The organism is Methylophilus sp. 5 (genome assembly GCF_000515275.1).
Taxonomy (GTDB): Bacteria; Pseudomonadota; Gammaproteobacteria; order Burkholderiales; family Methylophilaceae; genus Methylophilus.
In genome coordinates, this window is the sequence record NZ_KI911560.1 from 878,601 (window position 1) to 903,354 (window position 24,754).

Consider the following 24,754-nt stretch of genomic DNA (forward strand, 5'->3'; position numbering starts at 1 on the left):
TTTAATAGTCAAATAATGATCATGATAATTAATATTTCATGATTGCTTAAGTGACTTATAACACTTTTACCTGTAGGGGCTTATAGCCCATTCGGGTATACCGGTGGCAATGGATAGTCAATATCGGCTATTTGACAACGGCCGCTTCGCGCGACTGTTGCACCAGCATTTGCTCAAAAACATCTGCTGGCACCGGCGGCGAGTAAAAGAACCCTTGCGCGTAATCGCAATGAATATCCATCAGCAAGTCTCGCTGCAGCGCTGTTTCTACGCCTTCAGCAATCACTTTAAGGCCAAGCTTATGCGCCATGACGATAATCGCCTCGCACAACACATAACTCTCATTGCCCACATTGAGATTACGCGTAAATGACTGGTCAATTTTGAGATAGTCGATATCGAACTTGCTCAAATAAGACAACGAGGAGTAACCGGTGCCAAAATCGTCAATCGCCACCTGAATCCCCATATCCCTAAATTGCAACAGCCGCTCCTCGACAACTGTATCAGGGTTAAGTAACAGGCCTTCGGTAATTTCGACCACAATACGCTTACCCTCCACCCCCATCGCACGCAGGGCATGCACCCAATCATTGCTTGGCTGATCGACAAACTGCACCGGCGATTTATTGACACTGATCGCAAAGTCATCCGCCATCAAATGCTGCCATTGCATAGCATGTTGCGCAGCCTGATTAAAAATCCAGTCGCCCATGGCCACAATATCGCCCGTTTCTTCTGCCACCGGGATAAACAAGGCCGGGCTAATCAAGCCACGCTCAGGATGTTGCCAGCGCATCAGCGCCTCTGCTTTGACAATTTGGCCACTCACCAAACTGACAATCGGCTGGTAGTAGTCACGCAACTCGCCATTATCGAGCGCGGAGCGTAAGTCTCGCGCCAGATTGACTCGCTGCGACAGTGCCTCTCTGATCGCAAGCGAAAAGAAACGCGCACTATTACGGCCACGACTTTTTGCCTCGTACATGGCAAGATCGGCATGCTGAATCATTTCTTCGGCATGCAATGCGTCTTCGGGATATTGGCTGAGGCCGATACTCACCGTGACAAAAACACGCTCGCCGCCCAGAATATAAGCCTTGGAGATTTCTTGCATCAGCTGATTACATAAGCCCTGCAGGTCAATGTGTAAGCCTTCTGGCACAATAATGGCAAATTCATCGCCACCGAGCCTGGCAACGGTGGCGGGCACCGACACACACTGGCGGATGCGCTGCCCGACCTCCATCAGCAACTCATCGCCACGCCGGTGCCCGAGGCTGTCATTCACCTCTTTAAACCGGTCCAGATCCAGTAACAGCAGGGTTAAATGCTGTTGCTTAGCCGCGGCGGCGGCGATAGCCTCTTTAATTTGATGGTGAAAATAGTGCCGATTAGGCAACTGGGTCAGGCTGTCGTAATTGGCTTGCCGCCAGATCGCGGCCTCGGCTTGTTTTTTGTCTGTAATATCAATGTGGGTGCCGCGCATCATCGCGGGCTCACCCGCCGCAGTGCGTGAAATCAAACGGCCACGATCCACAATCCACACCCAATGCCCCGCTTTATGCTGCATGCGGATATCGCACTCATAAAACGCAATCTCCCCCTGCAAATGACGCGTCACTAACGCCATTGACGTTTGCCAGTCATCCGGGTGTGTCAGGCGTTTTGCCGTCTCCAGATGATGCGGCGTCAGCTCGTCCAGGCTGTAACCGAGTATTTCTGCCCAGCGCGGATTAAATTGAAATATGCCGGTTTGCATATCCCACTCCCAGGTGCCGGCACGGGTTGCATCAATAATATCGGTGAGGCGCAGGCGCTCAAGTTCCAACTCTTGACGCTTGCTTTGAATTTCGGCTGTTTTTCTCTTCACCACTACCCGCAGCATAAAAATAAGCAGTAGCAAGGTTGAGCCAACCACCAGCAACAGTGCCAGCGTCAAAATCACCTGTTTGGAATACACATCGCGCTGTAGCGAGCTGCCTTTCCACTTGGACTCTAGCGACGCCATTTCGGCCGGGCTAATGGCGGCTGCACCGCGTTCAATCAAACGCAGCGTGTGCGTATCGCCTTTTTTCACGGCGCGATGAAACTGGCCTTGATACAAGGTAAATGCGCGCAGAATCTGGCTATCTGCATTTAAACGATATAAGTAGTAATGTGCCGGGAAATCGTCCATGCAGACAATTTTGACTTGGCCGTTTAAAGTGGCCTGAATAATTTCTTCGTAATTGTTATAGAGGCGAAACGATTTCACGCCTGCTTCTTTTAATTTAAAAATACAACCATCACCTTTTTGCACGCCGACGGTAAACCCACTCAGTGCAGCAGGCGCCGCCAGGCCGCTAATACTCTCATGCGCGTAAATACCCACGGGCAAGGTAGCATAGGCCTGGGTAAACGTGTATTTCTGCTCCCGCTCAGCATCGCGGAAAATCATCTCGATCACGTCAGCGTGGCCACTCAACAATTGCTGCTGCGCTTGCTCCCAGGCAGTTGAAACCAGCGTCACTTTCACGCCGGTTTTTTGCTCCCACAACTTCCAGTAGTCGGCCACGATGCCCACCGTATTACCGTTGGCATCTTTAAACAAATAAGGTGGATAGTTATCGTCACTAATGACGGTGATCGTCTCGGCCCAGGCCTGGCTCGCAGCCAGGCTGGTGATCAACAGCACGCAACCGGCTGATTGATAAAGCAAGGTCATGACGCGACAAGACACGCACCACGCAAACATGGCCGCAAACTTATTCATGGGTAATCGGATGTAAACCCTGCAATTGGTAAAAGATGCTTGAAAGTACTATCGACAGAATAATACAAATATTTACGGCAATTGTCTTTGCTACTTGTTTGTCAGTGCAGATTTACAACAATCAAGCATTAAACCGACTCTAGGCTACGCTTGCAGGGCACTTTATTCATCCCAAAAGCGCCAGGCTTATCTCCGGCAGCCGATGCGTGCGGTTTCAGCGTGCCTATACATCTGGCGCCCCGGCCTTGATTTTGGCGACCCAGTCGTCCACTTGAATAAAACCGGCGGCCTGGGCTTTTTTAGCATCTGCGTCAGAAATCACATCCTGCACAAACTCCAGACGCTTCCATTCTGCTAACGGTGTCTGGCATTCTGCCACGGGCACGTAACGTGAACTGCTATCGCGCGTATAGCGGTGAATATAGCGTGGACAGTTTTGCCACAACTCCGATAACGTCACTTTGACCACAAACTCAGCCTCTTGATACATGGCCAGTAAAGCAGGCTCGTTTGATACACTGCTGACGCCTTGCAAGCGAATGCGGTGTGGGCGCTCAAAAGAAATAAATAACATGCCGATCTCAGCATTTTCTACCATATTGCCGACAGATAGCTGCATACCGTTGCCATCATAAATCGGGAAAATCAGCGTTTTGTCGTCCACCACACGCACAAACCCGGTAAAACCACCTTTGTAAGAAACGGTTGGTCGTCCGTGATGATCCACCGTCGACAAAAAGAACATGTCCAGCGACTCAATAAAGCCTTTAACGTCCTCATCTATCTCGGTCTTGCAGGCGATTTCTTCAATACGGTCTGCCAGCTTTCTGGTGCCTTGCTGGTCCTGGACTTGACGGTGTGTTTCTCCAAACAAACGACTCATATTTCCCCCTGTTTATGGATGGCTGTACGCACTAAAGCGATGACGGCGAGCGGGCGAAAAACATGACCCCGCGCGCGACCATTGTAGGGCGTTCATGTCGCGCTGTCATCAAAACACCCTGATCAGACGCATACTCCACAAGCGTTGCGTCTTGTCCGGGTGTTCCAGCGTGGACCAGGCGGCGCCCATCTGCACCGTGTAATACTGGCTGACATCATAATGCATCTGTGGTGTCAGCCGATAGCGCCAGGTGCCGCCGGCACTAACCTCCTGATTAAGCTCCAGCCCCAGCGTCAAGCGTGATGAGACGTCATAAAAAACCGTATTATTCAGCAAATAGTCGACTTGCGCACTGCGGTTAATATGATGCACGCGCATGCCCAGCATACTTAATGAAGACCATTGGTCGGCCCATTTTTGAGCATGGATATACGTCGCATCAGCAGACATCGCTTTGGTATGTTTATTGATGTCAACAAATGCCTGCCAGCCATTGGCCACGCCTTGCGCAATATCAACCGCCAATGTGTGCTGAATCGCGACTTTATAGCGTTCATGGCTGGCATTCTCAAACGGCAGTTCGATTTCAATCGCCAGGTCGTCAGCCAGGCCATACTCTAATTCTGGCGCCCAATTAATATCGCCGGTATAAGGGTTATAGTCACCCAGCGCGTTAATCTCCATGTCGCCCTGCCTCACACCCAATGGGCGTACCAGGTCATAGACCATGGGTTCTGGAATCTTTAACACACGATCGCTATGTGCCGCATCGGGCTCGGCAAAGCCGGGCGCAGGCATGATTTCTGAAGCAAAAGAAAGAGGGATGACGGCTAAATGCAGCCAGAAAACCAAAGCAGTATGCACGCACTTCATTAATATATTTATATAAATAAAAATGCCATACTAACACGTCGGGTGCGTCACTTCAGGGCAAATCAACAGTGCCCAAGCCAGAGCGAACAAGCCGGTTTACTTCCAGACGCTGTAAGTGTTTCTGCCGGTTTGCTTGGCTTGATACAACGCCATATCGGCTTGTTTGAGCAGTTGTTTTAAGGTGACATCGGAAACAGGGTCAAACAAGGTGAGTCCGATACTGAGATGCACCACAATTTCGTGGTCGTTAATCAACATGGGGACACTGAAAATATCCAGCAACTTAGTCGCTACTTTGACCAACCCTTGCTCTGATAACTGATCTTTGACCACCACCACAAACTCATCACCGCCTAAGCGGCTGACAGTATCCATGTCGCGAATATTGGACTTCAACCTGGCCGCCACCGCTTTAATGACTTCGTCGCCCACATCGTGACCATACTGGTCATTAATCGCTTTAAAATGATCGACATCTAATGCCATCAGGCCAAATCTTTTGTGATCTCGCTTGGCTTCCGAGTGCGCATAGTTTAAGCGACTTTCGAGCAAGCGACGATTCGGTAGCCCGGTCAGACTGTCCATCAACGCGCCTTCAGACAAGTAATAGCGCTCTTGGGCAAAAAAGTAAGCTCCGGCACCCACCAACAGGCTTAAAAACAGGCTCAAGCCAATGCCAATGCCGCGCCCCGGTAACTCATGCGTTTTTTTATTCTCGATCGCCCACTCCCAAGTGCCATTAGGCACATGACTTTGCTGAATAAAAATATTTTTCTGCTCAAACAGCGCGGCATCGCCTTGAAACACACGCTTTTGATCAGCCGTCCTGATAGCGAATGAAAAGTGAGGGTTTTGCACATCGTTAAACGCGGCCTGCAAAAAACTATCGGTATCAATCACGGTCGACATAATGCCCCAATAGTGGTTATCGACATAAATCGGAAAGCGATAAATCATGCCGTTACCGCCCTGTATCAGTTCCAACGGACCATCGAGCACGCCCTGGTGAGAGGCAATCGCCAATTTAACCTTGGGCCACTGAGTGGCCACCTCGCGATAGTCTATGCCTATGATTTGCTCATTACCCTTTTCAGGATAAACATAGGTGAGCGTGTAATTCACCGCCACGGCAAGGTTTCTCACATGGTGTGCATTGGACCAGAGATCCGCCAGGATCGCCTGCATCTTATCCTGCTCCAGTTCGTCACGGTACACCTTGATAAAACTGGACAAGCCATTAGAAATAAACAGCAAAGAGTTTAATTCACGATCTACCGCTGCGCGCAGCAAGCTACCGTAAGACGCCGCCTCGAGATACGCCTCGCTCTCCGCCTTTTGGCGCTGGTAATCGAGCAGAAAATGCCAAAACAAAAAAGCCAAGATGGCTGCGAGCACAGCAATCAGTTGGCTTTTAAATGTTTGACTAAGTGTTGGACGCACTGGCTGACTTTACAAAAGATTCCAGGGTGTATTTTACGTCAGGCCAAGCGAGGTCTTTTTGAGAAAGAACAACAGGTTTACTGTTTATTTTTAAAATTATTCACGCGATCAATATACATCCGAGAATATTTGTCACACAAAAAATCACCATTTAGAAATCAACAAAGCCAATCGCGAACGCCATCATGATCAATACCGCAATCAACACGGTTAACGCTCGACCAGGGTCCATACCCCAACTTACACGGTAGAGGCCCGCACGAAAAGCATGGATGAAAGCGAGCGTGAAAATCACAATGAGCAACGTACCAAGCATGTCGTTCTCCTGCAATCAATTGACCACGCATCCTCAGCGGTCATCAATGGTTGAAGTCAGTAGAGATTTAATCATGCGGCATGGCAGAACCAAAAGCCAGGTGATTTACACTGAATGTTTTGTAGGAATGATCGGACAAAAATATCTAACATCAGGCGCGCTGGCTTTCACTGAATATGTGCTTTGTTGTCTGCTTTAGCGCACCTATTGCTTGCGCTGTATCTTGCTGTGCCTGCGTTATCCGCCAGAAAATGTCAGTAACAATAATGCCAGCAGCAACAAGCCGACGCCACCACTTGGAAAATACCCCCACTGTGCGCTGTGAGGCCAGGCCGGCAAGGCGCCAATTAAGGCAACAACAAGGATAACAATAAGAATGGTGCTAAACATCATGCGCTCCAATCATTTTCCCAGGGTAGCCCGCAAGCAGCAGGCCTGAATACCAAGGCGAGTAAGGTTTCATCATGCCGTCATCGCCCTTGGCTGACCATCACACTCCGTCTGAAACAGCTGTAGGAATCAATCACGCACGGCAAACCAAAGCACGGAGAGCGCTAATTTATCCTACAGCAAGAGCATCCCTCGCTGATGACTAAAGTTTTTTGCGTGTTGTAGGCTAAACACACAAGAATGAATTGAGGTGAGTGATGGATCCGGCAGCGTTCAAACTGAGCGTTCCCTTATGGGAAATTGTGATTCGAGGATCCATCGTTTACTGGTTCCTGTTTTTAATTTTCAGGTCTATCTTGCGCCGCGATATAGGCAACGTTGGCGTAGGCGATTTTTTATTTGTCATGATTGTGGCCGACGCCTCTCAAAATGCCATGAGTGGCGACGCCAAATCCATTACAGATGGCTTGCTACTCATCAGCGTATTGGTGTTCTGGAATGTGTTTATAGACTGGCTCAGTTATAAAAACCAATGGGTCAGGCGCCTGATGCAAGCGCCAGCACTTGTTTTGGTGCGTGATGGCGTGCTGCAAACCCGCGCCATGCGGCGCGAGTTTATTACCAAAGAGGATATTTTGGCCAAGCTGCGCGAAGACGGTGTTGAGCATCTTTCGGCAGTGAAACGCATGCAATTAGAGTCAGATGGTCAGCTCAGTATTATTCACGACGATAAGTAACAATGACTTTCTGCAAACTAACGTTTATTCTCACGTTGTTAAAATAAACAAACCTTAAAGCGCGCCGCTCAGTATCAAGTGCGATATTCAAATAATAACCAAGAAAAATTATGCTTATCACTTTTGTAATCAGTACACGTTCGATGACTTCCAAGTGGCATACGCTGATCCCCTGATGCCTGTCGGCCAGTAACTATTCGCTGGCCAATCTGGCCCCGATAGCGGTGAGACTGACTTTTGGAAAGAGGCATCAAATGGATCACGTATTAAAGACAAGCTGGCGTAACAAGAAGATTGTGACGGGCATCGCCATTCTGCTGATTATCATCACCGCTTCGATTTCTATCTTTTTATCTTTAATCATTGCGCATAACCAGGCTGTTTCAAAAGAAACCAAACATCTGCGAGAGGTGACCAACGGCGTGCTGATGCGCATGAGTACCACGCGTGCACAGTTTGCAAATGTGGTGAATCACTTTTCTGCCGTGGCCGAAAAAGACGCCTGCCTGCCCAGGCAAGTGCAAAAAATGCAGGAATTCAATGTCTCAGGCTTTTTTCTGCAAGGCGTGGCACACATCCGCGACAACCAGATTGTCTGCTCCTCGATCTCAGAACTGCTGGATGGCATGCTGTTGGGCAAGCCTTACCGCATTGAGCCGGATGGGACCAAAGTCTGGTCCAACATTAAAATTGCCGACTGGCAAGACAGGCATTTGGTCATCTTTGAAAAATCAGGCTGGGCCATCATGTTTGTGCCTAGTCACGCGATCGAAGCGCTTGGCAACTCTGAGGTTGCCATTGGCGTGTTTAGCATACAATCACACCGGCTATATACCGCCAAGGGTGAAATAGCGACCGACTGGCTAAAAAGATACCAAGGTAAGCAAGCGCTTACTTTCATTGATAAAGAGCGCCAGATGCTGGTGTATATTGCCCCTAACCAGTTGAATGTGACTGCGGTGGTCGCTGCCATACCACTCAAGGATATCAACGACGATATCGTCACCTTTATCCAGATTCTTATTCCACTGTCGTTGATCGTAGGGCTGTTACTAAGCGGGCTGTTTATCTATATGCAGCGTACCCGCTACTCGACTAAATCGGCCATTTTAAGAGCGCTGGCAAACAATGAGTTTTATCTTGAATATCAGCCTATCATCAACCTGCACAATCATACGTGTGTCGGTGCTGAGGCTTTGATCAGATGGCGTACACCTGACAACACCTTGATCAGTCCCGACACGTTTATCCCTGCTGCCGAAGCTTCTGGCGTCATTTGTCAGATCACACAACGTGTGTTTGAACTGGTGGCTAAGGATATGCGCAATGCCTTTAATACGCACAAAGACTTTCATGTCGGCATTAATATTTCTTCGCACGACATTCGGTCAGGTGCCCTATTAACACTGATTAAAAACCTGAAAAAAACCGCTGGTGCCGTCGGCAATCAAATTTTAATTGAAGTCACCGAGCGTGGGTTTCTTGATGATGATGAAGCGCTTACCACCATTAAGGATATTCGTGATTGTGGCGTGCGGGTAGCGATTGATGACTTTGGCACCGGCTACTCAAGCTTGTCTTACCTGACCAAGTTTCAGCTCGATTATCTCAAAATTGACAAAACCTTTGTTGATTCGGTCGGCACCGATGCAGTCACCAGTCATGTCGCTTTTCATATCATTGAAATGGCAAAAACCCTCCAACTTGATATGGTGGCCGAAGGGGTAGAGACGGCAGAGCAAGCAAAAATCCTGCAGGCGCGCGGGGTGAAACATGTGCAGGGCTGGCTATTCTCCAAGTCACTCAAGCGTAAAGACTTTTATGCCTATTTGGAACAACATAGCCAAGCCAAACCATAGCCCTTAAAAACCTGCTAGCGTAAGCGAGTGCTCACAGACAAGCGTCTTATTTTTTAGCTTGCCCAATCTCGACCAAGGTCTGGGCAATTTGCGCTTTTAACTGCTCATTTTGCCCAGCCAATAGCAAACCCTGTTGTGCGACAGCCTCTGCCTGTGCCGTGTCTTTCTGCGCCAACAATACATTAGCAAGATTATTGTAGGCTGCGGCCGAGGTCGGGTGCACCTCAGTCATGTGCCGCAATGTGGCGGCTGCCAAAGGCAAATCATGCGCGGCATAAGCCGCATTACCCAAGCCCATCAACAATACCGGATGGTCTGGCCATTGATTGACCGCCGCCTGATAAGCTAGCTTGTTTGCCACCACTGCTGCGTTCTTTTCATAAGTGACTAATGCTTTAGCAACATCATCTGCACTTGCACTTGCCGGCAACTTGCCTGGTGGCAATGCCACAAATGCCCAATGCTCACTACGCGCCCAAGTGCGTTGAAACGCACTTAAGGACATTTCAAAACGTTGATAAGTGCCAGAGCGCAACCACAACAATTCTTTGTCCAGGTCATAGCCAACCACCACGGCATAATGCCAGGACGGCACCCATGAAAATCCTAGATTCTGCATCACCACGACCACATTGCCGGCAGCCACTTCCTGCATGACAGCATCCAGTTGTGGCGGAATTTGCACGGCCAGCGCGCCATGTCGCCTGGCTGCGGCGAGCATTTCTATCTGCAAACTGCCTTGACGGCTGGGCACATACACTTCAGGCGTCAGTTGCTCCGGGCTGACCTGAATATTGGCTGCACTCAACGCCGTCGCTAATGCCGCAGGGCCGCACTGATATTGTTGCTGTGGAAAAAAAAGCGTGTTTGTGAGCTCTGCATAGCGAGGTAGTTGTGTATTGTGCGTCGCTTCACGCACACCGGTGGCCGCACACGCACTCAGCAGGCACAAAAAAGCCAGCAGGCCGATTCGACGCAAGCTGGCTTTGATGACATCCATAGGCATAGACAGCAAATCAATTAACGCACTGAACGTGTGAATGGAAAGATTTTTGTAAAGCCTAAAATATCTGTCAGCAACAATACAAAAAACACCAGCACAATGGCGCCAATAATGCCACCGCCAGCAGGGGCTTTATCAAGCTGAGAGGCTAAACTGCTTGCCTCGTCATCGCTTAATGCTGCGACGCGTGACTGCGCCTCCATTGGATCAATGCCACGCTTCACCAATTCAGATTGCACTTCATCACGAGACAGCATCGTCACAATCTTCGCCCGGTCTTGCGCCCCCTTTGCCGAGATGGTTGATTCAGCAACTTGATCTGTGCCAATCATAGCGGCTTGAACAGCTTGCATAGAGCCAGTGAATAGCATTGAAGCCACTAAAAAAGCGCTTAAAAAACGTTTAGCCAACATCATGATGAGTTTCCTTTATATTTAAAAATTAAGTTGCGCACACACAACAGCAGAGGCCGGCTACAACCTGCCCGTGAGTGCAAGTATCAGTAATATCAACACAATTAAACCGAGGCCACCACTTGGGTAATAACCCCAAGCCGCACTATAAGGCCAGGCAGGCAATGCACCGATTAAAGCTAAAATCAGAATGACCAGCAAAATGGTTCTCAACATGGCATGCTCTCCTCAAACAAATATTGCCAGTGGCACTGGCAATTCCGTGTGTTGATATTTTATGCGTGAGGCTTAATTTTGCAGACGTGTGAGGCGTGACGCCATGTCACAATGGCTGAATTTACTGTAGGAATTGTCTGATACAGACCCTTTAAATATCAAAATAAAAGCACTTCACTCTCTATGCGCATGCCCGAAAAAAAGCCCACCATACGTGTGGGCATTGGTACCAAAGAGCAAGTGCTTGCCAGCAATGTGCTAATGCACTACTGCTATTACGATTTGAAAAATTGAATCGGAATAACGCGCTTTTGGTCATCCACACACACGCCATCGCCAATCACAAACACACTGCCCAATAAGCCATCACCCTCGATATTGGCTTTAAAGTCACAATTGAGTACCGCTTTTTGATTAGCCACCAAAAAACTTTTTCCTGAATATGCACGACGTACTCCCGCATCCACCGCTGGCGAGTCAGTCGAACCTGGCCTTACCACTACTGGCGCCGCCGCGCTAGTTGCTGTCCACTTACCAGCCAGCGCACCATAAGGCGACGTTTCAAATTCAATATCACCATCATTGCTAATATCATTAATCAGGATACTGCCTACATACACAGTGCCGTCCAGGCCGATTAATTGCGCTTTATTTTTATAAACACCTAGCCTCACCATATTGACTGAACATGCAGACAACACGCTAACAATCACAACAAACACACCTAAATTTCTCATTGACTTTAACCCTATGCCCAGCATGTTCATGACGCCATCTGATGGCTATTTCTTTATGGCCGCAACCGTTTAAAACAACTTGCCAGTGAACCACCTCATGCTGACTCAAAATAAAAAGCCCACCATAAATTCGATGGGCTTAAGCTCTACAAACAATCAATTTATGATCGACGACGGCGACCAGCCAACCCTAATACGCCAAGGCCCGCCAGCAAGCTTGCGCTGGTGAGTGGCTCTGGCACAGGCACATAAGGTGACAACTGGGCTGAAACATCTGGCCCGTTACCCACCAACTCAAATGTGCCTTTATACAAGCCGCTGGTTGTAAACGCAGTCACGGTTCCGCCAATAAAATCCAGACCGGTCGCGCCATAAGCGCCGCTAATGGCAGAGTCTGGATCCCATTTGAAAGTAAAGACATCAAATGAGTTGAAGCTGGTAAAGTCAAAGCCGAAGACTGCTCCACTACCAAAAAACGTGGCCGTACCACCAGCAGGTGCGCTCACTGAGAATGGTGAGCCGTCGATGACGACATGGCTGCCATCCCCAGTGAGGGTACTACTAAAATCAAACACAATTTTAGTAATATCGTAACTGGAACCGTTAAATGCAACGGTCTGGATGTTAAACCCATCCGCCCCTGGCTCTGTCACAAAAATCGAAGCCGCCGCAAATGCTTGCGTGCATCCGACTGCCATGGCCATGGCTACTGCAAACTTACTAAATTGTTTCATTTGCTTCTCCTCTTAAGTTTAATAATAAAAATAACTACAAAGCACCTAACACTTTCCCATCGTTATCGATATTACATTCTTTGAGAAAAATTGCAAATTTTCTTGACATTTCAATAAAAATATATTTACAGCAATAAATACCCCCTACCCTGCAAGGCCACACCCTGCTTTTTTGGCCGCCGGAGGCCCTTATCGCACACAAAAAATAATAAGTACGCAAACAGTCCTCTCATTCCGCCATGCAATGCATTACTATCACATACAATTTAATTTGTATAAAAGAATGTATTTTTAGGGAAAGGACTGAGGGGATTGAATCGCTCAACCACATCCAGTTTAAGCATGACTAAACAGTGTATTTTACTCATGGCAATGTGTCTGTCATGGTCACTGCCCGCGCAAGAAATACTGCTCGGCAAGCTGTACGCCGCAGACAATTTGCAACGCTTGCAATTTTCAGCCCAAGAAGTCGACTGGATAAAACAGCATAGAAATATACGCGTCGCGGTGAGAAATGGCTGGATGCCGATTGAATTTCAGCTGGAGAATCAAAAACATAAAGGGGTGTCGATTCAATATCTGCAAAAAATCAGCCAGCTCACGGGCTTCACATTCACCATCGTTGATTACCACAACGACATCACAACCAATGAAGTGACACTGATTACCGGCATCCGCGGCAACATGGTGCCAATGGGGTTCAACCTGCTGGCCACACCTTACCTGGAAACGCCCAATGCTATTTATGTCGCATCGAATAACAAGCTTTACCAAAGCGAGATCACCCTGAACCAGCTTGCCAATAAAACGGTGGCGGTTTTCCGAAGTGGGCCAGTGTCACAAAGGCTCAAAGAGTTAGTACCCGACATCAAAATCAAGCCGGTCGATATTGCGGACGAAGCGTTTGAATACCTTGACTCGGGTTTGGTCGATGCTTACATTGGCAACGAACTGGTGCTTGATTACCATCTGGATTTTCACAAAATCAAAGCCGTCAGAAAAAATGGCATCACCCCCATTACCAGCAAAGTGTTTATGGCCGCCAGCGATGCCGACCCGATGCTGCGAAGTATTTTAAATAAAGCGACCCTGCAAATTGGCACCAATCCGCAGGACATTCTGGACGCCTGGCGCAGAACAACCGAGCACCCACTCACCAAATATCTGGTGTCTGCCCTCTCGTTTTTTGCGGTGCTGTTGCTGATTCAACTCTTTAAGCTGTACAAAACCAACAAAAAACAAGCTGTAGCCGCACAACATGAAATATGGTTTCAGGCTAACCATGACTTTCTGACCAAGCTACCGAACCGGTTCCAGCTCAAACATGAGCTGGACCAGGCGCTACAAGCCGCCACGCAACACCCTAACAACCTGGGCGTGATGATTATTGATCTGGATAATTTTAAGGAGATTAATGATACGGCGGGCCATGCCGTTGGTGATCAAGTACTGATCAACGTAGCTGAACGCATTCAGTCCATCATCGTGGCACCCAACCTCACGGCCAGATTTGGCGGAGATGAGTTTTTGATTGTGATTCAGCAAGAGGCCAATGAAGAGAAGCTGCGCAGCCTGTGCACACAATTGATTAACGCCATGGCACCACCGATCACGATTGCGCAAAAGTCTTTTGTTGTCTCAATCAGCATTGGCGTATCGCTGTTTCCTGATAACAGCCAGCAGGCAGAAGAACTCATCATGTTTGCCGATCAGGCGCTTTATCAGGCCAAGCGCACCGGCAAGAACAAGTTCATTCTATTTAATGAGGGCATGCACGATGCCTTTACCAGAAGAACGCATTTAAGCAATGCATTAAGATATGCCGTACCAAGAAACCAGTTGCATCTGCAATATCAGCCCATTTTCAATTTAAATAATCTGCAGTGTGAAAAAGTAGAGGCGTTGTTACGCTGGCAACATCCCGAATTTGGCACCATTGAGCCAGAGGTATTTATCAGCATCGCTGAAGAGAACGGCTACATTACCGAACTTGGCGCATGGGTGTTCCAGCAAACCGTTAAGGACTTCGAGCAGATTAGCCAACGCTTTGGGCAGGTAGAAATCTGTATCAATATTTCACCGCTGCAATTCTCGCAATCTGCACCCATTCATCACTTTATTTCCAACCTGGCCGCGCGCGGCATTTCTGGCGACCATTTTTGCTTTGAAATCACCGAAGGGCTATTGCTAGAACCCTCCAGCAATGTGATTGAAACGCTAAACAGCATTCACGAGCATGGCATTAAACTGGCAATCGACGACTTTGGCACCGGTTATTCTTCACTCGCCTACCTCAATAAATTTAAAATTGATTACGTTAAAATTGATCAGTCGTTTATTAAAAATATTACCGACAACCTCAATGACCAAGCCTTATGCAAAACGATTATTTTCATGGGCAGCCAGCTCAATATCAAGCTGATTGCCGAAGGCGTTGAAACGCTGGCGCAAGAGCACTTATTGAAAGAGATGGGCTGCCAATATTCGCAAGGCTATTACCGGGCGAGGCCAACTGACCTGGATGATTTATAGATGACGCTCCAGCAAAAAGCCCAGCAAATTGCCGGGCTTTTTATATAAGAGCACTCACCGAGTGGGCTTAAGTGCCTGTTCTTTGCAGCAACCGCTGGTGCCGGTCTGTCGTGCCGCGTTTGTGCGGATCCAGCTTAAACTGACTCACCACTTCTGCCAGTTGATTGGCCTGATCTACCAACGACTCAGCCGCCGCAGCGGCCTGCTCAACCAAAGCGGCATTTTGCTGCGTGGTGTCATCCATGCTGGTCACGGCCTGATTGACCTGATCAATACCCGCAGTTTGCTCGGTAGACGCGGCTGAAATTTCATTAATAATATCAGCCACCCGTTGCACGGCGCTCACCACCTCATCCATGGTAATGCCCGCATTTTCTACCAGCCTGGTGCCTTCTGCAGTCTTGGTCACCGAGTCGGTAATCAGCGCTTTTATTTCTTTGGCCGCACTGGCAGATCGCTGCGCCAGGGTACGCACTTCACCCGCCACCACCGCAAACCCGCGGCCTTGCTCACCTGCCCGCGCCGCCTCAACAGCAGCATTGAGGGCAAGGATATTAGTCTGGAACGCAATGCCGTCAATCACTGAAATAATGTCTTCAATCTTTTTGGCGCTGTCATTAATCGCCCCCATGGTCGATACCACCTCATTCACCACTTTTCCGCCTTTAATGGCGATTTCAGAGGCAGTGAGCGCTAACTCATTTGCCTGTACCGCATTGCCTGCATTTTGCTTAACGGTCGAGGCCAGCTCCTCCATGCTAGCCGCCGTTTGCTCCAGGCTGGAGGCCTGATTTTCGGTACGAGACGACAAATCGGCATTGCCGCTGGAGATCTCATTGGCGGCGGTGGTGATGGTTTCAATCGCTTGTGTCACGGCCACAATCGGCGCCACAATCAAGTCCAACGTATTGTTGACACCAGCCACAATTTGACGAAAATCGCCTGCATGCTTAGTCGCATCTGCGCGCTCGGTAATGCGGCCATCACGGGCTGCTTCCGCCAGCAAATTAACGTCCGCCACCAGATTATTCACCGCATCAATGCAGGTATTCAAATTATGTTTTATCGCATTAAAATCGCCCTGGTAAGGCGCGGTAATTTTTGCCGGAATCTGACCGTTTGAAATATCCGCCACACATTGCGCGGCCACATTCAACGGACCGATCACCGAATCGAGCGTCGCATTCACGCCGGTCACAATCTTTTTAAAATCGCCCTGATGGCGCGTCAAATCAGCACGGGTAGACAATCTGCCTTCAATAGCCGCTTGTGATAATTGGTTCACGTCTGTAATCAGCGCATTCACGGCATCAATACACCGATTCAGGTTATTCTTAATGGTATTAAAATCACCATGATATTCGTCTGTGATTTTTGCCGGAATCTGGCCTTTGGCTATTTGCTCTACATACTTCGCGGCCACATTGAGTGGCTTGATCAGCGCATCCAGAATCTGATTGATGCCCTGACCCACTTGCTTGACAAAGCCCTCGGGCAACTGCGCAGTATTTACCCGTTGCGACAAGTTACCCTGTGCGGCCTCTTGCACCAGGCGAAACACTTCCTGCTCGCCGATAGATTCGGCCGTTCTATCGGTCCATTGCGACATCCGGCCCAGATACTCGCCTTTAGCACTAAACACCGGCACGATCAGCACCTGTATTTTTTTGCCATACATATTTATTTCTGCAGACTGCGGTTGTGTCAGTTGCTGGCTAAATAATGCATGTTCATCAGCATGCGCAAGATACTTACCTATGCTGCTGCCAAGCATCTGATCGACGCTATAACCGGGGAAAGCGTCACCAATGCTGGTTGCCATCTCACCCCACAAACGCTTCGCAGCATCGTTCATATATTCCAGATGATGCATGCTATCGGCAAACATCAAGGCAACTGCACTTTGATCCAGCGCAGACTGTAAACGGCCAGCCTGTTCGGCCAGTTTCCTGGCGTCATTCACATCGAACCCGAGTTTAATCTGCATGGATTTAAGCATCTTCATCAGGCTACCAAACTCATCGTCGCCACGCGTGTCGACCCGTACCTCCAGATTGCCCCCGGCCAGACCATTGATAGCCTCACTCATCACACGCAAGGTCGTTTTCAACTTGGCCGAAAACAAAGCAATCGCCACCAGCGCAGTGCCGACACCAACACCTGCCGCCAACCATCCCTTGCCATGGCCTGCATACATATCAGCTGCGGTCATGGCCAGCACCGGGCCCAACACCGCCGCCATCAATTTATAAGTAATCGACACATCATGCAGACGTGCGGTCAGCTTGTCGGCCCAGCGCACTTTTGGCTGCTTGCCATCCCGCATCAACTGATAAAGTTTTTCTGCCTGCTCAATCTGGTCACGCGTCGCGATAGAGCGCACCGACATATAGCCAACCACCGTAGCACCTTGACGAATCGGCGCGACGTTGGCCTCGACCCAATAATGGTCGCCATTTTTACAGCGGTTTTTGACAATGCCATTCCACGGCTTACCCGCTTTAACCGTGCGCCACAAATCGGCAAATGCAGCCGACGGCATATCCGGGTGACGAATGATATTGTGGTTTTTGCCGACCAGCTCCAGCTCAGAAAATCCGCTCACCTCGATAAAGTCGCGGTTGATATAAGTAATCGCGCCTTTTAAGTCGGTTTTGGACACAATCGAGACACCTTGTTGCAAGAGGATCTCTTGCTGTGTCACGGGTAAATTTATCTTCATATCAGCGCTTTCGGTCAGCAAAATAAAACAACAATCAAGCGCTTAATTTACGCTGCTTTTGCCTACTAGCATGTGCGGATAAAATGACCTATTCGTGTGCAATTTAAACAATAAAAAAAGCCCAAGGTAGTGACCCCGGGCCTCAATCTGCATATCGCTTGCCAAGCTGGCAACCAATTGATTTAGATCAAATTATTTGCTTGTAAAAAAGATTACAATTCGCGTGTATTTAACGCGTTTATTTTATCGAGCTCTATATTATTTTCTGAGGCGTGGCACTCCAAAGTTTCTACCTCGCCTTTACTAAAACTCAGTTTTTCTACCGAGTTAATATTGCTGGCAAATTTGTTATCAAGTTCACCGCATTTACGCGTGCGTTTAGCCACAAAATTCAAATAGTCTTTTTTTCTGGCTTCCAGTTGCAGCGCCGGGATAGAACTATCGTTCATCAATGTGGTGTAGGCACTCCTTAACCGCAGCTCCGACACACTCCAGATATTAAACACCAGCATTTTTCGCGAAGTCTCTTTTTGCTGCACAGGCTCAACAACCGGCAGTGCCTGGCTGGCATGCATTTCTACCACCGGCGAATAAGCAGGCTCGGGCTCTGCCACCTCCATTTTTTTAGACTTTTTATTGCCAGGCTTAAGCTCTGGTTTAGCCCCAGGTTTGGCGGGGGCCACCTGCGCTGGCGCTGTGTTGGCGTCTACTTGCGCCACACTTGCAGGCGCCTCTTCGCTCTCGTCGGGCCCGGCATCTGACACGACCTGCGTCTGGATACGCATCGCCTGGCTAGAAAACCCGGCATTCGTGTCCTCTTTGGAAAGCAATCCAACCAAAATCAGCACAATCAGGCCAATTAAAATAACGTTTACTTTGCCAATATCCACCGAACCGCGCTCAATACTTGGCGACTTCACAGAGCGTTTTTCATCTCTCGCCAACCACGGCGTTTGCGCGCGGTGGGCATGTGTGTTTCCAGGATAAAGCGTAGTTCTCATAAGTTCAGTCTATGGTTTGTTGATACCAATATTTCGTTCAATGTCGAACAATGCACTAAAAATGCTCAAGATTCAAGAATTCCAATTTGCTTCGGGTTGCCAGGCCACAGGGCACGACGCTAAACCACGACGCTAAACCTTGGTCACACGTGATTTAGCCGGCACAAACGGCATAGACAGCGGATTTGCATAAATACGCGTCACTTTTGCGGCCGACTGTGGCTGCCCGCCAGCGGCCGTTGCAGCAGAAGAATGCATGTCATCTCGCAGTAAAGCATCCATAAAATGTCCTTTTTCAGCCGGATGCGCTGACTTGCCTGCACGCGCCGCCTGGCTGATAGCCGCATTCGCCACCAGCACATGGCCTGCAACCAGAGCGTTGCTTGTGTTCTCGGCCGTGTGCATCTCTGCCTGCGTAGTAGATCCAATAGAGACGACAGTCATAAAAAACCCCATAAACATAATGACCAGCGCTGCGGAAACGGTGCCCGCCGTAATCGCAATTAAAGATAAGGCGCTGGTAGCAGTATGCGCTGGCTTGGATTTTTTCATGATGAATGGCCTCTTTTTTAGATATTTGGTCTAATCAATGTTTTACAGCTGCCATGATGCCGCACCGCCCGCTCGTTCCGTATCCCACTCAGACTGAATCTGTTGTAGGAATTATCGGACAAGCCAGGCACAGTGGCAGCGAGAGATTGACGCTATGCCAGCAGCGTCATGATCGTTTTATAATGCAAACAATCAGGCAACAAAAAACATGTTCACAAGGAAACACCATGGACTTCAACGTTCTTTCTGCGTTCTATCTGATACCGCTGTTTATTTCGGCCATCGGCGGTTTAATCGAATTTAAAAACTGTGAGTTTGATACGCCCAAGCATGCCTTGAGCAAAGCGTTTTTTCTTGCCTTTAGAAGCATGGTGCCCGTGCTCAATATTTTCTCGGCCATTTTGTACCTGATCACCTGCGGTACTTTTACTTGGAAAAAATCGACTGGCTGGAAAAAATCAGCCTTTGCAAAAAAACAATAGAGGAGTTTGTTTAAATGCTGAAATATTGGTTATTTTTATTCGCGGCCATTTTGAGTGAGGTGACGGCGACCTCCTCACTCAAAGCGAGCGCTGGCTTCACCAAAGCCATCCCGTCTGTCATCGTTGTGGTGGGCTATGCCCTGTCGTTTTACTTTTTGTCACTGGTATTAAAAGCGATTCCTATCGGCATTGCCTATGCTGTGTGGGCAGGTCTGGGCATTGTGCTATTGGCCCTGGTTGGCTGGGTGGTGTTTGGTCAGGCGTTGGATACGCCCGCCATCATTGGCATTGCGCTGATTCTGGCAGGCGTCATTATCATGAATGTGTTTTCGAAAACGGTCGCCCATTAAGCCCTAACCCAGGCTTTTTTCTTTAATCAAGGTGGGGAAGCCGTCGATGCTAGTGTGGTTTTTTGCCAGCCAGTAATCTTCAATGCCCTGTTCGGTTTTAGCCTCGGCCCAATTATTTAACTGCTGCCGTTCGCCGACATAATCCATATAAGGCACAGACATGCCGCAAGAGGTTTGTACCAACTCAACATTTAACTCAAATATTTGTCTGGCGCCTGGCAGACGATCAAACTGGTTAATCAAGCCACCCCACTCAGGGTCTTTTTTGTGGATGACCCTGGCCTGACCGTATACACGCAAAATAAGTGGATCGCCTACCAATGCCATAAACATCAGCGTCATCCTGGCATGTTGTTGCACATGCGCTGCAGTTTCATTGCCACTGCCGGTCACGTTTAACCAAATCACCCGATTAGGCGACAGCACTTTCAATGTATGCATGCCTTTGGGCGAAATGTTGACCCGCCCCTGGTCAGCCGCGGTGCCAACAAAAAATATTTTTTGTGCGGCAATAAAGCTTGTATGCGCCTCACTTAATGCTTGAAACTGCTTCCCCATGACACTTCTCCGTTTTGGTATGCAGCCATTATATGGCTAGGTTGCGACCGTTGCGTTGACCAGTTTCATCACTAATGGCCGCACCAATTGCAGAAACACAAAAGCGCTTGGCATCGCCAGCATATAGGCGTTGATGACTCTGCTGACATAGTCGCCAGCCAGCCCAGTATTGATGGCGACAATCACCATACACATCAACAAAGCCATCACGGCTGACATATAAAAAGCAAACACCAGCGGTGTATATTTACGGGCTAATTTGTATTGCATCTCGACCGACTCCTTTTGATTAAAACCAGATTAAACGTATGACGCGAATCAGCTCAGCTGCAGCATACAAACACACACCAAACACAGTGTGGTTAAGCAGGCTTTTCAGGCTGTTGCTGCAGGGACGTGGTGTGTTGCTAAAGGCAACACCAGCCCCCATGCCGGGCTGCATAATGAGTAGCGGAAAAGCAACCGTGAGCATGCCGACGACAAGGGCAGGCAGGATTGCCGGGGTGAGCATCCATGCTGCGCCTTCAGCCAGCAACAGCAGTTCTGCGATAAAAACACCAATCGCATAATGCCCAAGCACGCCAATCAGCCACTCATGCGCCAACGCTGGCGCCTGCCCAATATTGTCATGCATGTATTTCAGCTGTTTAAAATGACCGATCCAGCGACCAAGATAAGCAAAATTGAGTGTGCGCACCCCCCATTGCCGCTGTAAAAACAGCCCGCCATCAAACAATGCGGTGGCCAACAAACCAAGCCACAGCCCCTCTATAAGAACAGTCTGCTGTATATTCATATCTCTCCTTTGATTGACGACTGCACAGTGTTTAAAGCACTATACAAGCTCAAGTTAACTTGAGGTCAAGCATTAAAATGAATATCTCTGAAGTCGTCAAAAAGACCGGGATTCGCGCATCAACCCTTAGGTACTACGAAGAAATAGGCTTGATAAAATCACTGGGCAGAAGAGGGCTGCAAAGATACTTTGCGGTAGATGTGATAGACCAGCTCGCCCTCATATCGCTGGCTAAATGTGCTGATTTCTCCTTGCAAGAAATCACAGCCATGTTTGCCGCAAACGACAAGCCGCTCGTAGATCGCCAGCCGCTGCTGGCCAAAGCCGAACACATAGACGCCACCATCAAACGCCTCACCATCATGAGCAAGTGCCTCAAGCACGCAGCAGTCTGTCAGGCGCCATCGCATTTAGAATGTCCCTCGTTCAGGCGGCTCATGCAGGCAGCAATCAAAGGCAGGCTCACCAACGCAACACTTAAGTAGCCAACTCAACATCACTCATTTGTGGCGCCCAGTTGGCTAACCTGGGCCGGACTAGTCTCACAATTTGCGCACGCCTGGCAGGCACAGCCGCATAAAATACAGCATAATGATTACACACGCCGGCCATACACCATAGGCAGTAGGATTGTTCAGCGTTCTGCACATTGCATGAGCATGCGTTCAATCAATAAACGTATGAGAACAGGATCGAACTTGGTCAATAAAACAAAAGAAAATACCATCAAGACTCTGGCGTTTAATCCGCATGATCTTGCCTGCGAAGAGTTGCGCCACGTTTACCGCGGCAAAAACAGTAGCAAGTTAATTGTATTGTTTAGCGGATTTGTGGCGGCGGCCATGCTGGCCTGGGATATCGGCGGCGGATATGCTTCTGCCTGGTATGCCTGGCTCTTGCTGGCCCACGCCTGGCATTGGTGGCTGGGGCGATTAGACTTCCTCTCAACCAATGTCAGCATTGAGCTGGCACGGATCAACCGCCATGTCATGGCCGCTGGCATGGCTGGGTTAGGCTGGGGCGCACTCTCTATCGCGCTACCTTTGCTCAGCCGCCCAAGCAAGGCCGCCATTCTGATTATCATGCTCATCGCGGTGATCGTAGCATTGCCACGGCTGGTGGTGTTTCTGCCAATTTTCTTTGCCTTCGCGGCCGGCGTATATGTTCCGCTTTTGCTTGCCACGCCATTTCTGGATTTTGAAACCCTGCATATGGTGCTGGTCATTCTGGTGGTGGTTGGCGCAACACTTTGGGCCTCGGCACGCGAGGTACGCAAAATTTTGATTGATGTGCTGCTCAAACAGATATCGTCAGAACAGGCCTCCTGGGAGGATCGCCTGACGGGCATTGGCAACCGGCGTAGCTTTGATGCCAACCTGGCCAACACCTGGGCGCAGGCATCGCGTGCCAAAGTGCCCCTCTCTTTAATGATGGTTGATGTCGACTTTTTCAAAAAATTCAATGACAGCTATGGGCACCAGGCAGGAGATGACTGCCTGCGACAGGTAGCGTCGGCGCTCGATAGTTGCGCACGCAGGGCGGGCGACTCTATCACCCGTTACGGCGGCGAAGAGTTTGCGGTGGTGCTGTTTCATACCCCATTGAATGAAGCCCGCAATATTAGCGAAAGCATGTTGAGCGCGATCCAAAAACTCAATATCCGCCACGAGCAATCGTCACATGACATCGTCACTATTTCTATGGGCATTGCGACCATTGTGCCGACCGCTGAAAGTGATATGCAACAGTTGGTAGAAGAGGCAGATAAAGCGCTTTATCGCGCCAAGGAAAACGGGCGAAATCGCGCTGAATGGCAAATACTGGGCAATGTAAAAACAGATTGATGTTGTTAAAACGCACCTAAATATTACAAAAACTTATACATCGCTGTCATCTTTTGTCATCGAGTGGACAAACATTGTAAACTTCACAACGTGATTACATGTTAAAAAAACGCCAGCAAACATCTATTAAATATATTTAAAATCAAACACTTAATTAAATAAATAGCTAAAAAACCGATATTATTTCAATAACGGGCACATTAGTTGCTATAAAAATTATATAAATGTTTTTTTGGGTAAAGCAGCGTAAGCTGTACTGGCTGATGACTCACCCTTGAGTTAAGCCATGAAGTCGCTTTTTTAGAAGTTGTTTTTTGTAAAATTAATTTGGGCCTATGCCGCCAAGATTAGTCCAGGCAAGTACCCAAAAACAAACGGGGAATCAACATGCAAAATACGATTAAAGCCATTCTTTCAGCCTTCACTCGCGACGAGGAAGGTGCAAGCGCCATTGAGTATGCATTAATTGCAGCGATGGTCGCTATTGCACTGGTCAGCTTCGTCAAGCCGATCAATGCCCTCATTGTAGATATCTTTACTAAAATCAGCGCAGCACTCACCCCATAGCCCACGCATGTAATCGCTGCGCACCTATGGCGATTACAGACTGAGTGCAACTATGACTATCGCAGAAATGATCGTGGTGGCCTGGTGCTTAAGTGTCAGCCTGGCCGATCTATACGCAAGGCGCATCCCTAATTACTTGACGCTTGGGGCATGCCTGATGGCGACAGGCTGGTTGCTGCTTACTGGCCATGCCATGCTTGGTGCGCACTGGCAGTCTGTGGCCATTGGGGTTCTCGCCAGCCTGCTGTTGACCGTGCCCGCCTATACCGCACGCATGCTGGGCGCTGGCGATGTCAAATTATTGCTGGCGATGGCGCTGCTTGGTGGCTGGCTCGCAACACTGCTGGCGTTTGTGATTGCCGCTATCTTGGCACTGATATTGGGGGCTGCATATATGTTGTTCATTCGATTAAGTGCCCGTCCGGCAAAGTCAGGCAGATGGCTGCCGTTTGGTGCCGCCTTAAGTGCCGGCCTACTCTGCGGCCTCAGGATAACGCCATGATGCCATCCCTCAAACACGCTTTATACCCCTGGCGATTACGCGCACAACAAGGATCGGTCGCGATTGAGTTTGTGATGCTGTTTTTGATTTTTTTTGCGCTGTTTTACGCCATGGTGAACTATGCATTGGTGATGCTCATGCAATCGGCTTTTGTGCATGCCGTAGAAGAAGGCGCACGTGCTGCGATTGCCGTAGATCGGCTGGCATATGCCAATAACCTGGTGTACTTAAGTAATGGCGTTGACCCGAAAGTGCGTAGCGTAGTTGGCAATTCGCTGAACTGGCTACCGGCCAAACCAAAAGACAAAGTGCTTGGCTCTGGCAACAGCAAAGTGCAATTGTCTATGAGCGGTAATCAGCTCACTGTACGCGTGATTTACAGCGGCTATGTCAATGACCCGCTGATCCCCATGCTGACATTACCCATCATCGGGCAGATTCCCAAGGTGCCTGCCGACCTGGCCGGCACGGCTGTGATCGAACTTTAAAATA

At 48.9% G+C, this 24,754-nt stretch carries 27 protein-coding genes; 10 read left to right on the forward strand and 17 right to left on the reverse strand.

What is annotated here, in order from left to right; genetic code table 11:
- Positions 1-127: 127 nt before the first annotated feature.
- The 6 genes from METH5_RS0104060 to METH5_RS15380 form a co-directional block, all read right to left on the reverse strand.
- Positions 128-2,755, reverse strand: coding sequence for an EAL domain-containing protein (locus tag METH5_RS0104060; protein WP_232410940.1), 2,628 nt, complete (start codon positions 2,753-2,755; stop codon positions 128-130).
- Positions 2,756-2,978: 223 nt separating this feature from the next.
- Positions 2,979-3,638 carry a pyridoxamine 5'-phosphate oxidase family protein gene (locus METH5_RS0104065; RefSeq protein ID WP_029147312.1) on the reverse strand — a complete coding sequence of 220 codons (660 nt, stop codon included), beginning with the start codon at positions 3,636-3,638 and terminating at the stop codon, positions 2,979-2,981.
- Positions 3,639-3,746: 108 nt separating this feature from the next.
- Entirely contained in the window at positions 3,747-4,502 is a 756-nt protein-coding gene (locus METH5_RS0104070; RefSeq protein ID WP_369758896.1) for a hypothetical protein, read from the reverse strand.
- Between the two features lie 105 nt (positions 4,503-4,607).
- A complete protein-coding gene (locus METH5_RS0104075; RefSeq protein WP_232410942.1) occupies positions 4,608-5,891 on the reverse strand; it encodes a diguanylate cyclase domain-containing protein in 1,284 nt (427 codons plus the stop codon).
- A gap of 211 nt (positions 5,892-6,102) precedes the next feature.
- On the reverse strand, positions 6,103-6,267 hold the full coding sequence (locus METH5_RS15375; protein ID WP_081726697.1) for a DUF3309 family protein: 165 nt from the start codon (positions 6,265-6,267) through the stop codon (positions 6,103-6,105).
- 237 nt (positions 6,268-6,504) lie between these two features.
- Positions 6,505-6,660, reverse strand: a complete 156-nt coding sequence (locus tag METH5_RS15380; protein ID WP_369758897.1) for a DUF3309 domain-containing protein — start codon at positions 6,658-6,660, stop codon at positions 6,505-6,507.
- Between the two features lie 254 nt (positions 6,661-6,914).
- Between METH5_RS15380 and METH5_RS0104090 the strand changes: the two genes are divergently transcribed.
- Together METH5_RS0104090 and METH5_RS0104095 are read left to right on the forward strand one after the other, a co-directional pair.
- A complete protein-coding gene (locus METH5_RS0104090; protein ID WP_232410943.1) occupies positions 6,915-7,394 on the forward strand; it encodes a DUF421 domain-containing protein in 480 nt (159 codons plus the stop codon).
- A gap of 254 nt (positions 7,395-7,648) precedes the next feature.
- On the forward strand, positions 7,649-9,253 hold the full coding sequence (locus tag METH5_RS0104095; RefSeq protein ID WP_029147316.1) for an EAL domain-containing protein: 1,605 nt from the start codon (positions 7,649-7,651) through the stop codon (positions 9,251-9,253).
- 46 nt (positions 9,254-9,299) lie between these two features.
- Here METH5_RS0104095 and METH5_RS0104100 read toward each other — a convergent pair whose 3' ends face one another.
- The 5 genes from METH5_RS0104100 to METH5_RS0104125 form a co-directional block, all read right to left on the reverse strand.
- On the reverse strand, positions 9,300-10,259 hold the full coding sequence (locus tag METH5_RS0104100) for a PA2778 family cysteine peptidase (protein ID WP_232410944.1): 960 nt from the start codon (positions 10,257-10,259) through the stop codon (positions 9,300-9,302).
- 14 nt (positions 10,260-10,273) lie between these two features.
- On the reverse strand, positions 10,274-10,672 hold the full coding sequence (locus METH5_RS0104105; RefSeq protein WP_029147318.1) for a PA2779 family protein: 399 nt from the start codon (positions 10,670-10,672) through the stop codon (positions 10,274-10,276).
- Positions 10,673-10,729: 57 nt separating this feature from the next.
- The gene (locus METH5_RS15385; RefSeq protein WP_081726699.1) at positions 10,730-10,885 is read right to left on the reverse strand and encodes a DUF3309 family protein; all 156 of its coding nucleotides are present in this window, start codon (positions 10,883-10,885) and stop codon (positions 10,730-10,732) included.
- A 275-nt stretch (positions 10,886-11,160) separates the two neighbouring features.
- On the reverse strand, positions 11,161-11,622 hold the full coding sequence (locus METH5_RS0104120) for a hypothetical protein (RefSeq protein ID WP_029147319.1): 462 nt from the start codon (positions 11,620-11,622) through the stop codon (positions 11,161-11,163).
- 161 nt (positions 11,623-11,783) lie between these two features.
- Positions 11,784-12,356, reverse strand: coding sequence for a PEP-CTERM sorting domain-containing protein (locus METH5_RS0104125; RefSeq protein WP_029147320.1), 573 nt, complete (start codon positions 12,354-12,356; stop codon positions 11,784-11,786).
- Between the two features lie 366 nt (positions 12,357-12,722).
- Here METH5_RS0104125 and METH5_RS0104130 point away from each other — a divergent pair, with 366 nt between their 5' ends.
- Positions 12,723-14,888, forward strand: coding sequence for an EAL domain-containing protein (locus tag METH5_RS0104130; RefSeq protein ID WP_232410945.1), 2,166 nt, complete (start codon positions 12,723-12,725; stop codon positions 14,886-14,888).
- Between the two features lie 67 nt (positions 14,889-14,955).
- Here the strand turns inward: METH5_RS0104130 and METH5_RS15870 are convergent, their stop codons facing one another.
- From METH5_RS15870 to METH5_RS0104145, 3 genes are all read right to left on the reverse strand, one after another.
- The gene (locus METH5_RS15870) at positions 14,956-17,610 is read right to left on the reverse strand and encodes a methyl-accepting chemotaxis protein (RefSeq protein WP_081726700.1); all 2,655 of its coding nucleotides are present in this window, start codon (positions 17,608-17,610) and stop codon (positions 14,956-14,958) included.
- A gap of 212 nt (positions 17,611-17,822) precedes the next feature.
- A complete protein-coding gene (locus tag METH5_RS0104140; RefSeq protein WP_029147322.1) occupies positions 17,823-18,611 on the reverse strand; it encodes a hypothetical protein in 789 nt (262 codons plus the stop codon).
- Positions 18,612-18,743: 132 nt separating this feature from the next.
- Positions 18,744-19,163, reverse strand: coding sequence for a hypothetical protein (locus METH5_RS0104145; protein WP_029147323.1), 420 nt, complete (start codon positions 19,161-19,163; stop codon positions 18,744-18,746).
- Between the two features lie 5 nt (positions 19,164-19,168).
- On the opposite strand from METH5_RS0104145, the gene METH5_RS15875 reads away from it, so the two are divergent.
- Both METH5_RS15875 and METH5_RS0104155 read left to right on the forward strand, forming a co-directional pair.
- Positions 19,169-19,645: a hypothetical protein gene (locus METH5_RS15875; RefSeq protein WP_232410946.1), complete on the forward strand. Its 477-nt coding sequence runs from the start codon at positions 19,169-19,171 to the stop codon at positions 19,643-19,645.
- Between the two features lie 17 nt (positions 19,646-19,662).
- Positions 19,663-19,995 (forward strand): multidrug efflux SMR transporter, encoded by a 333-nt coding sequence (locus tag METH5_RS0104155; protein ID WP_029147325.1) that lies wholly within the window; start codon positions 19,663-19,665, stop codon positions 19,993-19,995.
- 3 nt (positions 19,996-19,998) lie between these two features.
- On the opposite strand, the gene METH5_RS0104160 is transcribed toward METH5_RS0104155, so the two are convergent.
- From METH5_RS0104160 to METH5_RS0104170, 3 genes are read right to left on the reverse strand one after another with little or no spacing between them, the layout of a single operon-like run.
- Positions 19,999-20,553 (reverse strand): pyridoxamine 5'-phosphate oxidase family protein, encoded by a 555-nt coding sequence (locus tag METH5_RS0104160; protein ID WP_029147326.1) that lies wholly within the window; start codon positions 20,551-20,553, stop codon positions 19,999-20,001.
- 36 nt (positions 20,554-20,589) lie between these two features.
- The gene (locus METH5_RS0104165) at positions 20,590-20,823 is read right to left on the reverse strand and encodes a DUF2798 domain-containing protein (RefSeq protein WP_029147327.1); all 234 of its coding nucleotides are present in this window, start codon (positions 20,821-20,823) and stop codon (positions 20,590-20,592) included.
- Between the two features lie 19 nt (positions 20,824-20,842).
- Positions 20,843-21,349 carry a DUF2938 family protein gene (locus METH5_RS0104170; protein ID WP_029147328.1) on the reverse strand — a complete coding sequence of 169 codons (507 nt, stop codon included), beginning with the start codon at positions 21,347-21,349 and terminating at the stop codon, positions 20,843-20,845.
- Between the two features lie 77 nt (positions 21,350-21,426).
- Between METH5_RS0104170 and METH5_RS14730 the strand changes: the two genes are divergently transcribed.
- The 5 genes from METH5_RS14730 (at position 21,427) to METH5_RS0104195 (ending at position 24,750) form a co-directional block, all read left to right on the forward strand.
- On the forward strand, positions 21,427-21,834 hold the full coding sequence (locus METH5_RS14730) for a helix-turn-helix domain-containing protein (RefSeq protein WP_029147329.1): 408 nt from the start codon (positions 21,427-21,429) through the stop codon (positions 21,832-21,834).
- 213 nt (positions 21,835-22,047) lie between these two features.
- The gene (locus METH5_RS0104180; RefSeq protein ID WP_029147330.1) at positions 22,048-23,193 is read left to right on the forward strand and encodes a GGDEF domain-containing protein; all 1,146 of its coding nucleotides are present in this window, start codon (positions 22,048-22,050) and stop codon (positions 23,191-23,193) included.
- Between the two features lie 387 nt (positions 23,194-23,580).
- The gene (locus tag METH5_RS0104185; protein WP_029147331.1) at positions 23,581-23,760 is read left to right on the forward strand and encodes a Flp family type IVb pilin; all 180 of its coding nucleotides are present in this window, start codon (positions 23,581-23,583) and stop codon (positions 23,758-23,760) included.
- 52 nt (positions 23,761-23,812) lie between these two features.
- Positions 23,813-24,262, forward strand: coding sequence for an A24 family peptidase (locus METH5_RS0104190; RefSeq protein ID WP_029147332.1), 450 nt, complete (start codon positions 23,813-23,815; stop codon positions 24,260-24,262).
- Positions 24,259-24,750, forward strand: coding sequence for a TadE/TadG family type IV pilus assembly protein (locus METH5_RS0104195; RefSeq protein WP_051412842.1), 492 nt, complete (start codon positions 24,259-24,261; stop codon positions 24,748-24,750). The genes METH5_RS0104190 and METH5_RS0104195 overlap by 4 nt, the downstream gene beginning before the upstream one ends.
- Positions 24,751-24,754: the final 4 nt, after the last annotated feature.

What these genes read in the sequence shown, in the direction of transcription:
- METH5_RS0104060 (WP_232410940.1), bottom strand. Translation starts at nt 2,755, where the DNA reads ATGAATAAGTTTGCGGCCATGTTTGCGTGGTGCGTGTCTTGTCGCGTC.
- METH5_RS0104065 (WP_029147312.1), bottom strand. Translation starts at nt 3,638, where the DNA reads ATGAGTCGTTTGTTTGGAGAAACACACCGTCAAGTCCAGGACCAGCAA.
- METH5_RS15375 (WP_081726697.1), bottom strand. Translation starts at nt 6,267, where the DNA reads ATGCTTGGTACGTTGCTCATTGTGATTTTCACGCTCGCTTTCATCCAT.
- METH5_RS15380 (WP_369758897.1), bottom strand. Translation starts at nt 6,660, where the DNA reads ATGATGTTTAGCACCATTCTTATTGTTATCCTTGTTGTTGCCTTAATT.
- METH5_RS0104090 (WP_232410943.1), top strand. Translation starts at nt 6,915, where the DNA reads ATGGATCCGGCAGCGTTCAAACTGAGCGTTCCCTTATGGGAAATTGTG.
- METH5_RS0104095 (WP_029147316.1), top strand. Translation starts at nt 7,649, where the DNA reads ATGGATCACGTATTAAAGACAAGCTGGCGTAACAAGAAGATTGTGACG.
- METH5_RS0104100 (WP_232410944.1), bottom strand. Translation starts at nt 10,259, where the DNA reads ATGCCTATGGATGTCATCAAAGCCAGCTTGCGTCGAATCGGCCTGCTG.
- METH5_RS0104105 (WP_029147318.1), bottom strand. Translation starts at nt 10,672, where the DNA reads ATGATGTTGGCTAAACGTTTTTTAAGCGCTTTTTTAGTGGCTTCAATG.
- METH5_RS15385 (WP_081726699.1), bottom strand. Translation starts at nt 10,885, where the DNA reads ATGTTGAGAACCATTTTGCTGGTCATTCTGATTTTAGCTTTAATCGGT.
- METH5_RS0104120 (WP_029147319.1), bottom strand. Translation starts at nt 11,622, where the DNA reads ATGAGAAATTTAGGTGTGTTTGTTGTGATTGTTAGCGTGTTGTCTGCA.
- METH5_RS0104125 (WP_029147320.1), bottom strand. Translation starts at nt 12,356, where the DNA reads ATGAAACAATTTAGTAAGTTTGCAGTAGCCATGGCCATGGCAGTCGGA.
- METH5_RS0104130 (WP_232410945.1), top strand. Translation starts at nt 12,723, where the DNA reads ATGGCAATGTGTCTGTCATGGTCACTGCCCGCGCAAGAAATACTGCTC.
- METH5_RS15870 (WP_081726700.1), bottom strand. Translation starts at nt 17,610, where the DNA reads ATGAAGATAAATTTACCCGTGACACAGCAAGAGATCCTCTTGCAACAA.
- METH5_RS0104140 (WP_029147322.1), bottom strand. Translation starts at nt 18,611, where the DNA reads ATGAGAACTACGCTTTATCCTGGAAACACACATGCCCACCGCGCGCAA.
- METH5_RS0104145 (WP_029147323.1), bottom strand. Translation starts at nt 19,163, where the DNA reads ATGAAAAAATCCAAGCCAGCGCATACTGCTACCAGCGCCTTATCTTTA.
- METH5_RS15875 (WP_232410946.1), top strand. Translation starts at nt 19,169, where the DNA reads ATGGCCTCTTTTTTAGATATTTGGTCTAATCAATGTTTTACAGCTGCC.
- METH5_RS0104160 (WP_029147326.1), bottom strand. Translation starts at nt 20,553, where the DNA reads ATGGGGAAGCAGTTTCAAGCATTAAGTGAGGCGCATACAAGCTTTATT.
- METH5_RS0104165 (WP_029147327.1), bottom strand. Translation starts at nt 20,823, where the DNA reads ATGCAATACAAATTAGCCCGTAAATATACACCGCTGGTGTTTGCTTTT.
- METH5_RS0104170 (WP_029147328.1), bottom strand. Translation starts at nt 21,349, where the DNA reads ATGAATATACAGCAGACTGTTCTTATAGAGGGGCTGTGGCTTGGTTTG.
- METH5_RS14730 (WP_029147329.1), top strand. Translation starts at nt 21,427, where the DNA reads ATGAATATCTCTGAAGTCGTCAAAAAGACCGGGATTCGCGCATCAACC.
- METH5_RS0104185 (WP_029147331.1), top strand. Translation starts at nt 23,581, where the DNA reads ATGCAAAATACGATTAAAGCCATTCTTTCAGCCTTCACTCGCGACGAG.
- METH5_RS0104190 (WP_029147332.1), top strand. Translation starts at nt 23,813, where the DNA reads ATGACTATCGCAGAAATGATCGTGGTGGCCTGGTGCTTAAGTGTCAGC.
- METH5_RS0104195 (WP_051412842.1), top strand. Translation starts at nt 24,259, where the DNA reads ATGATGCCATCCCTCAAACACGCTTTATACCCCTGGCGATTACGCGCA.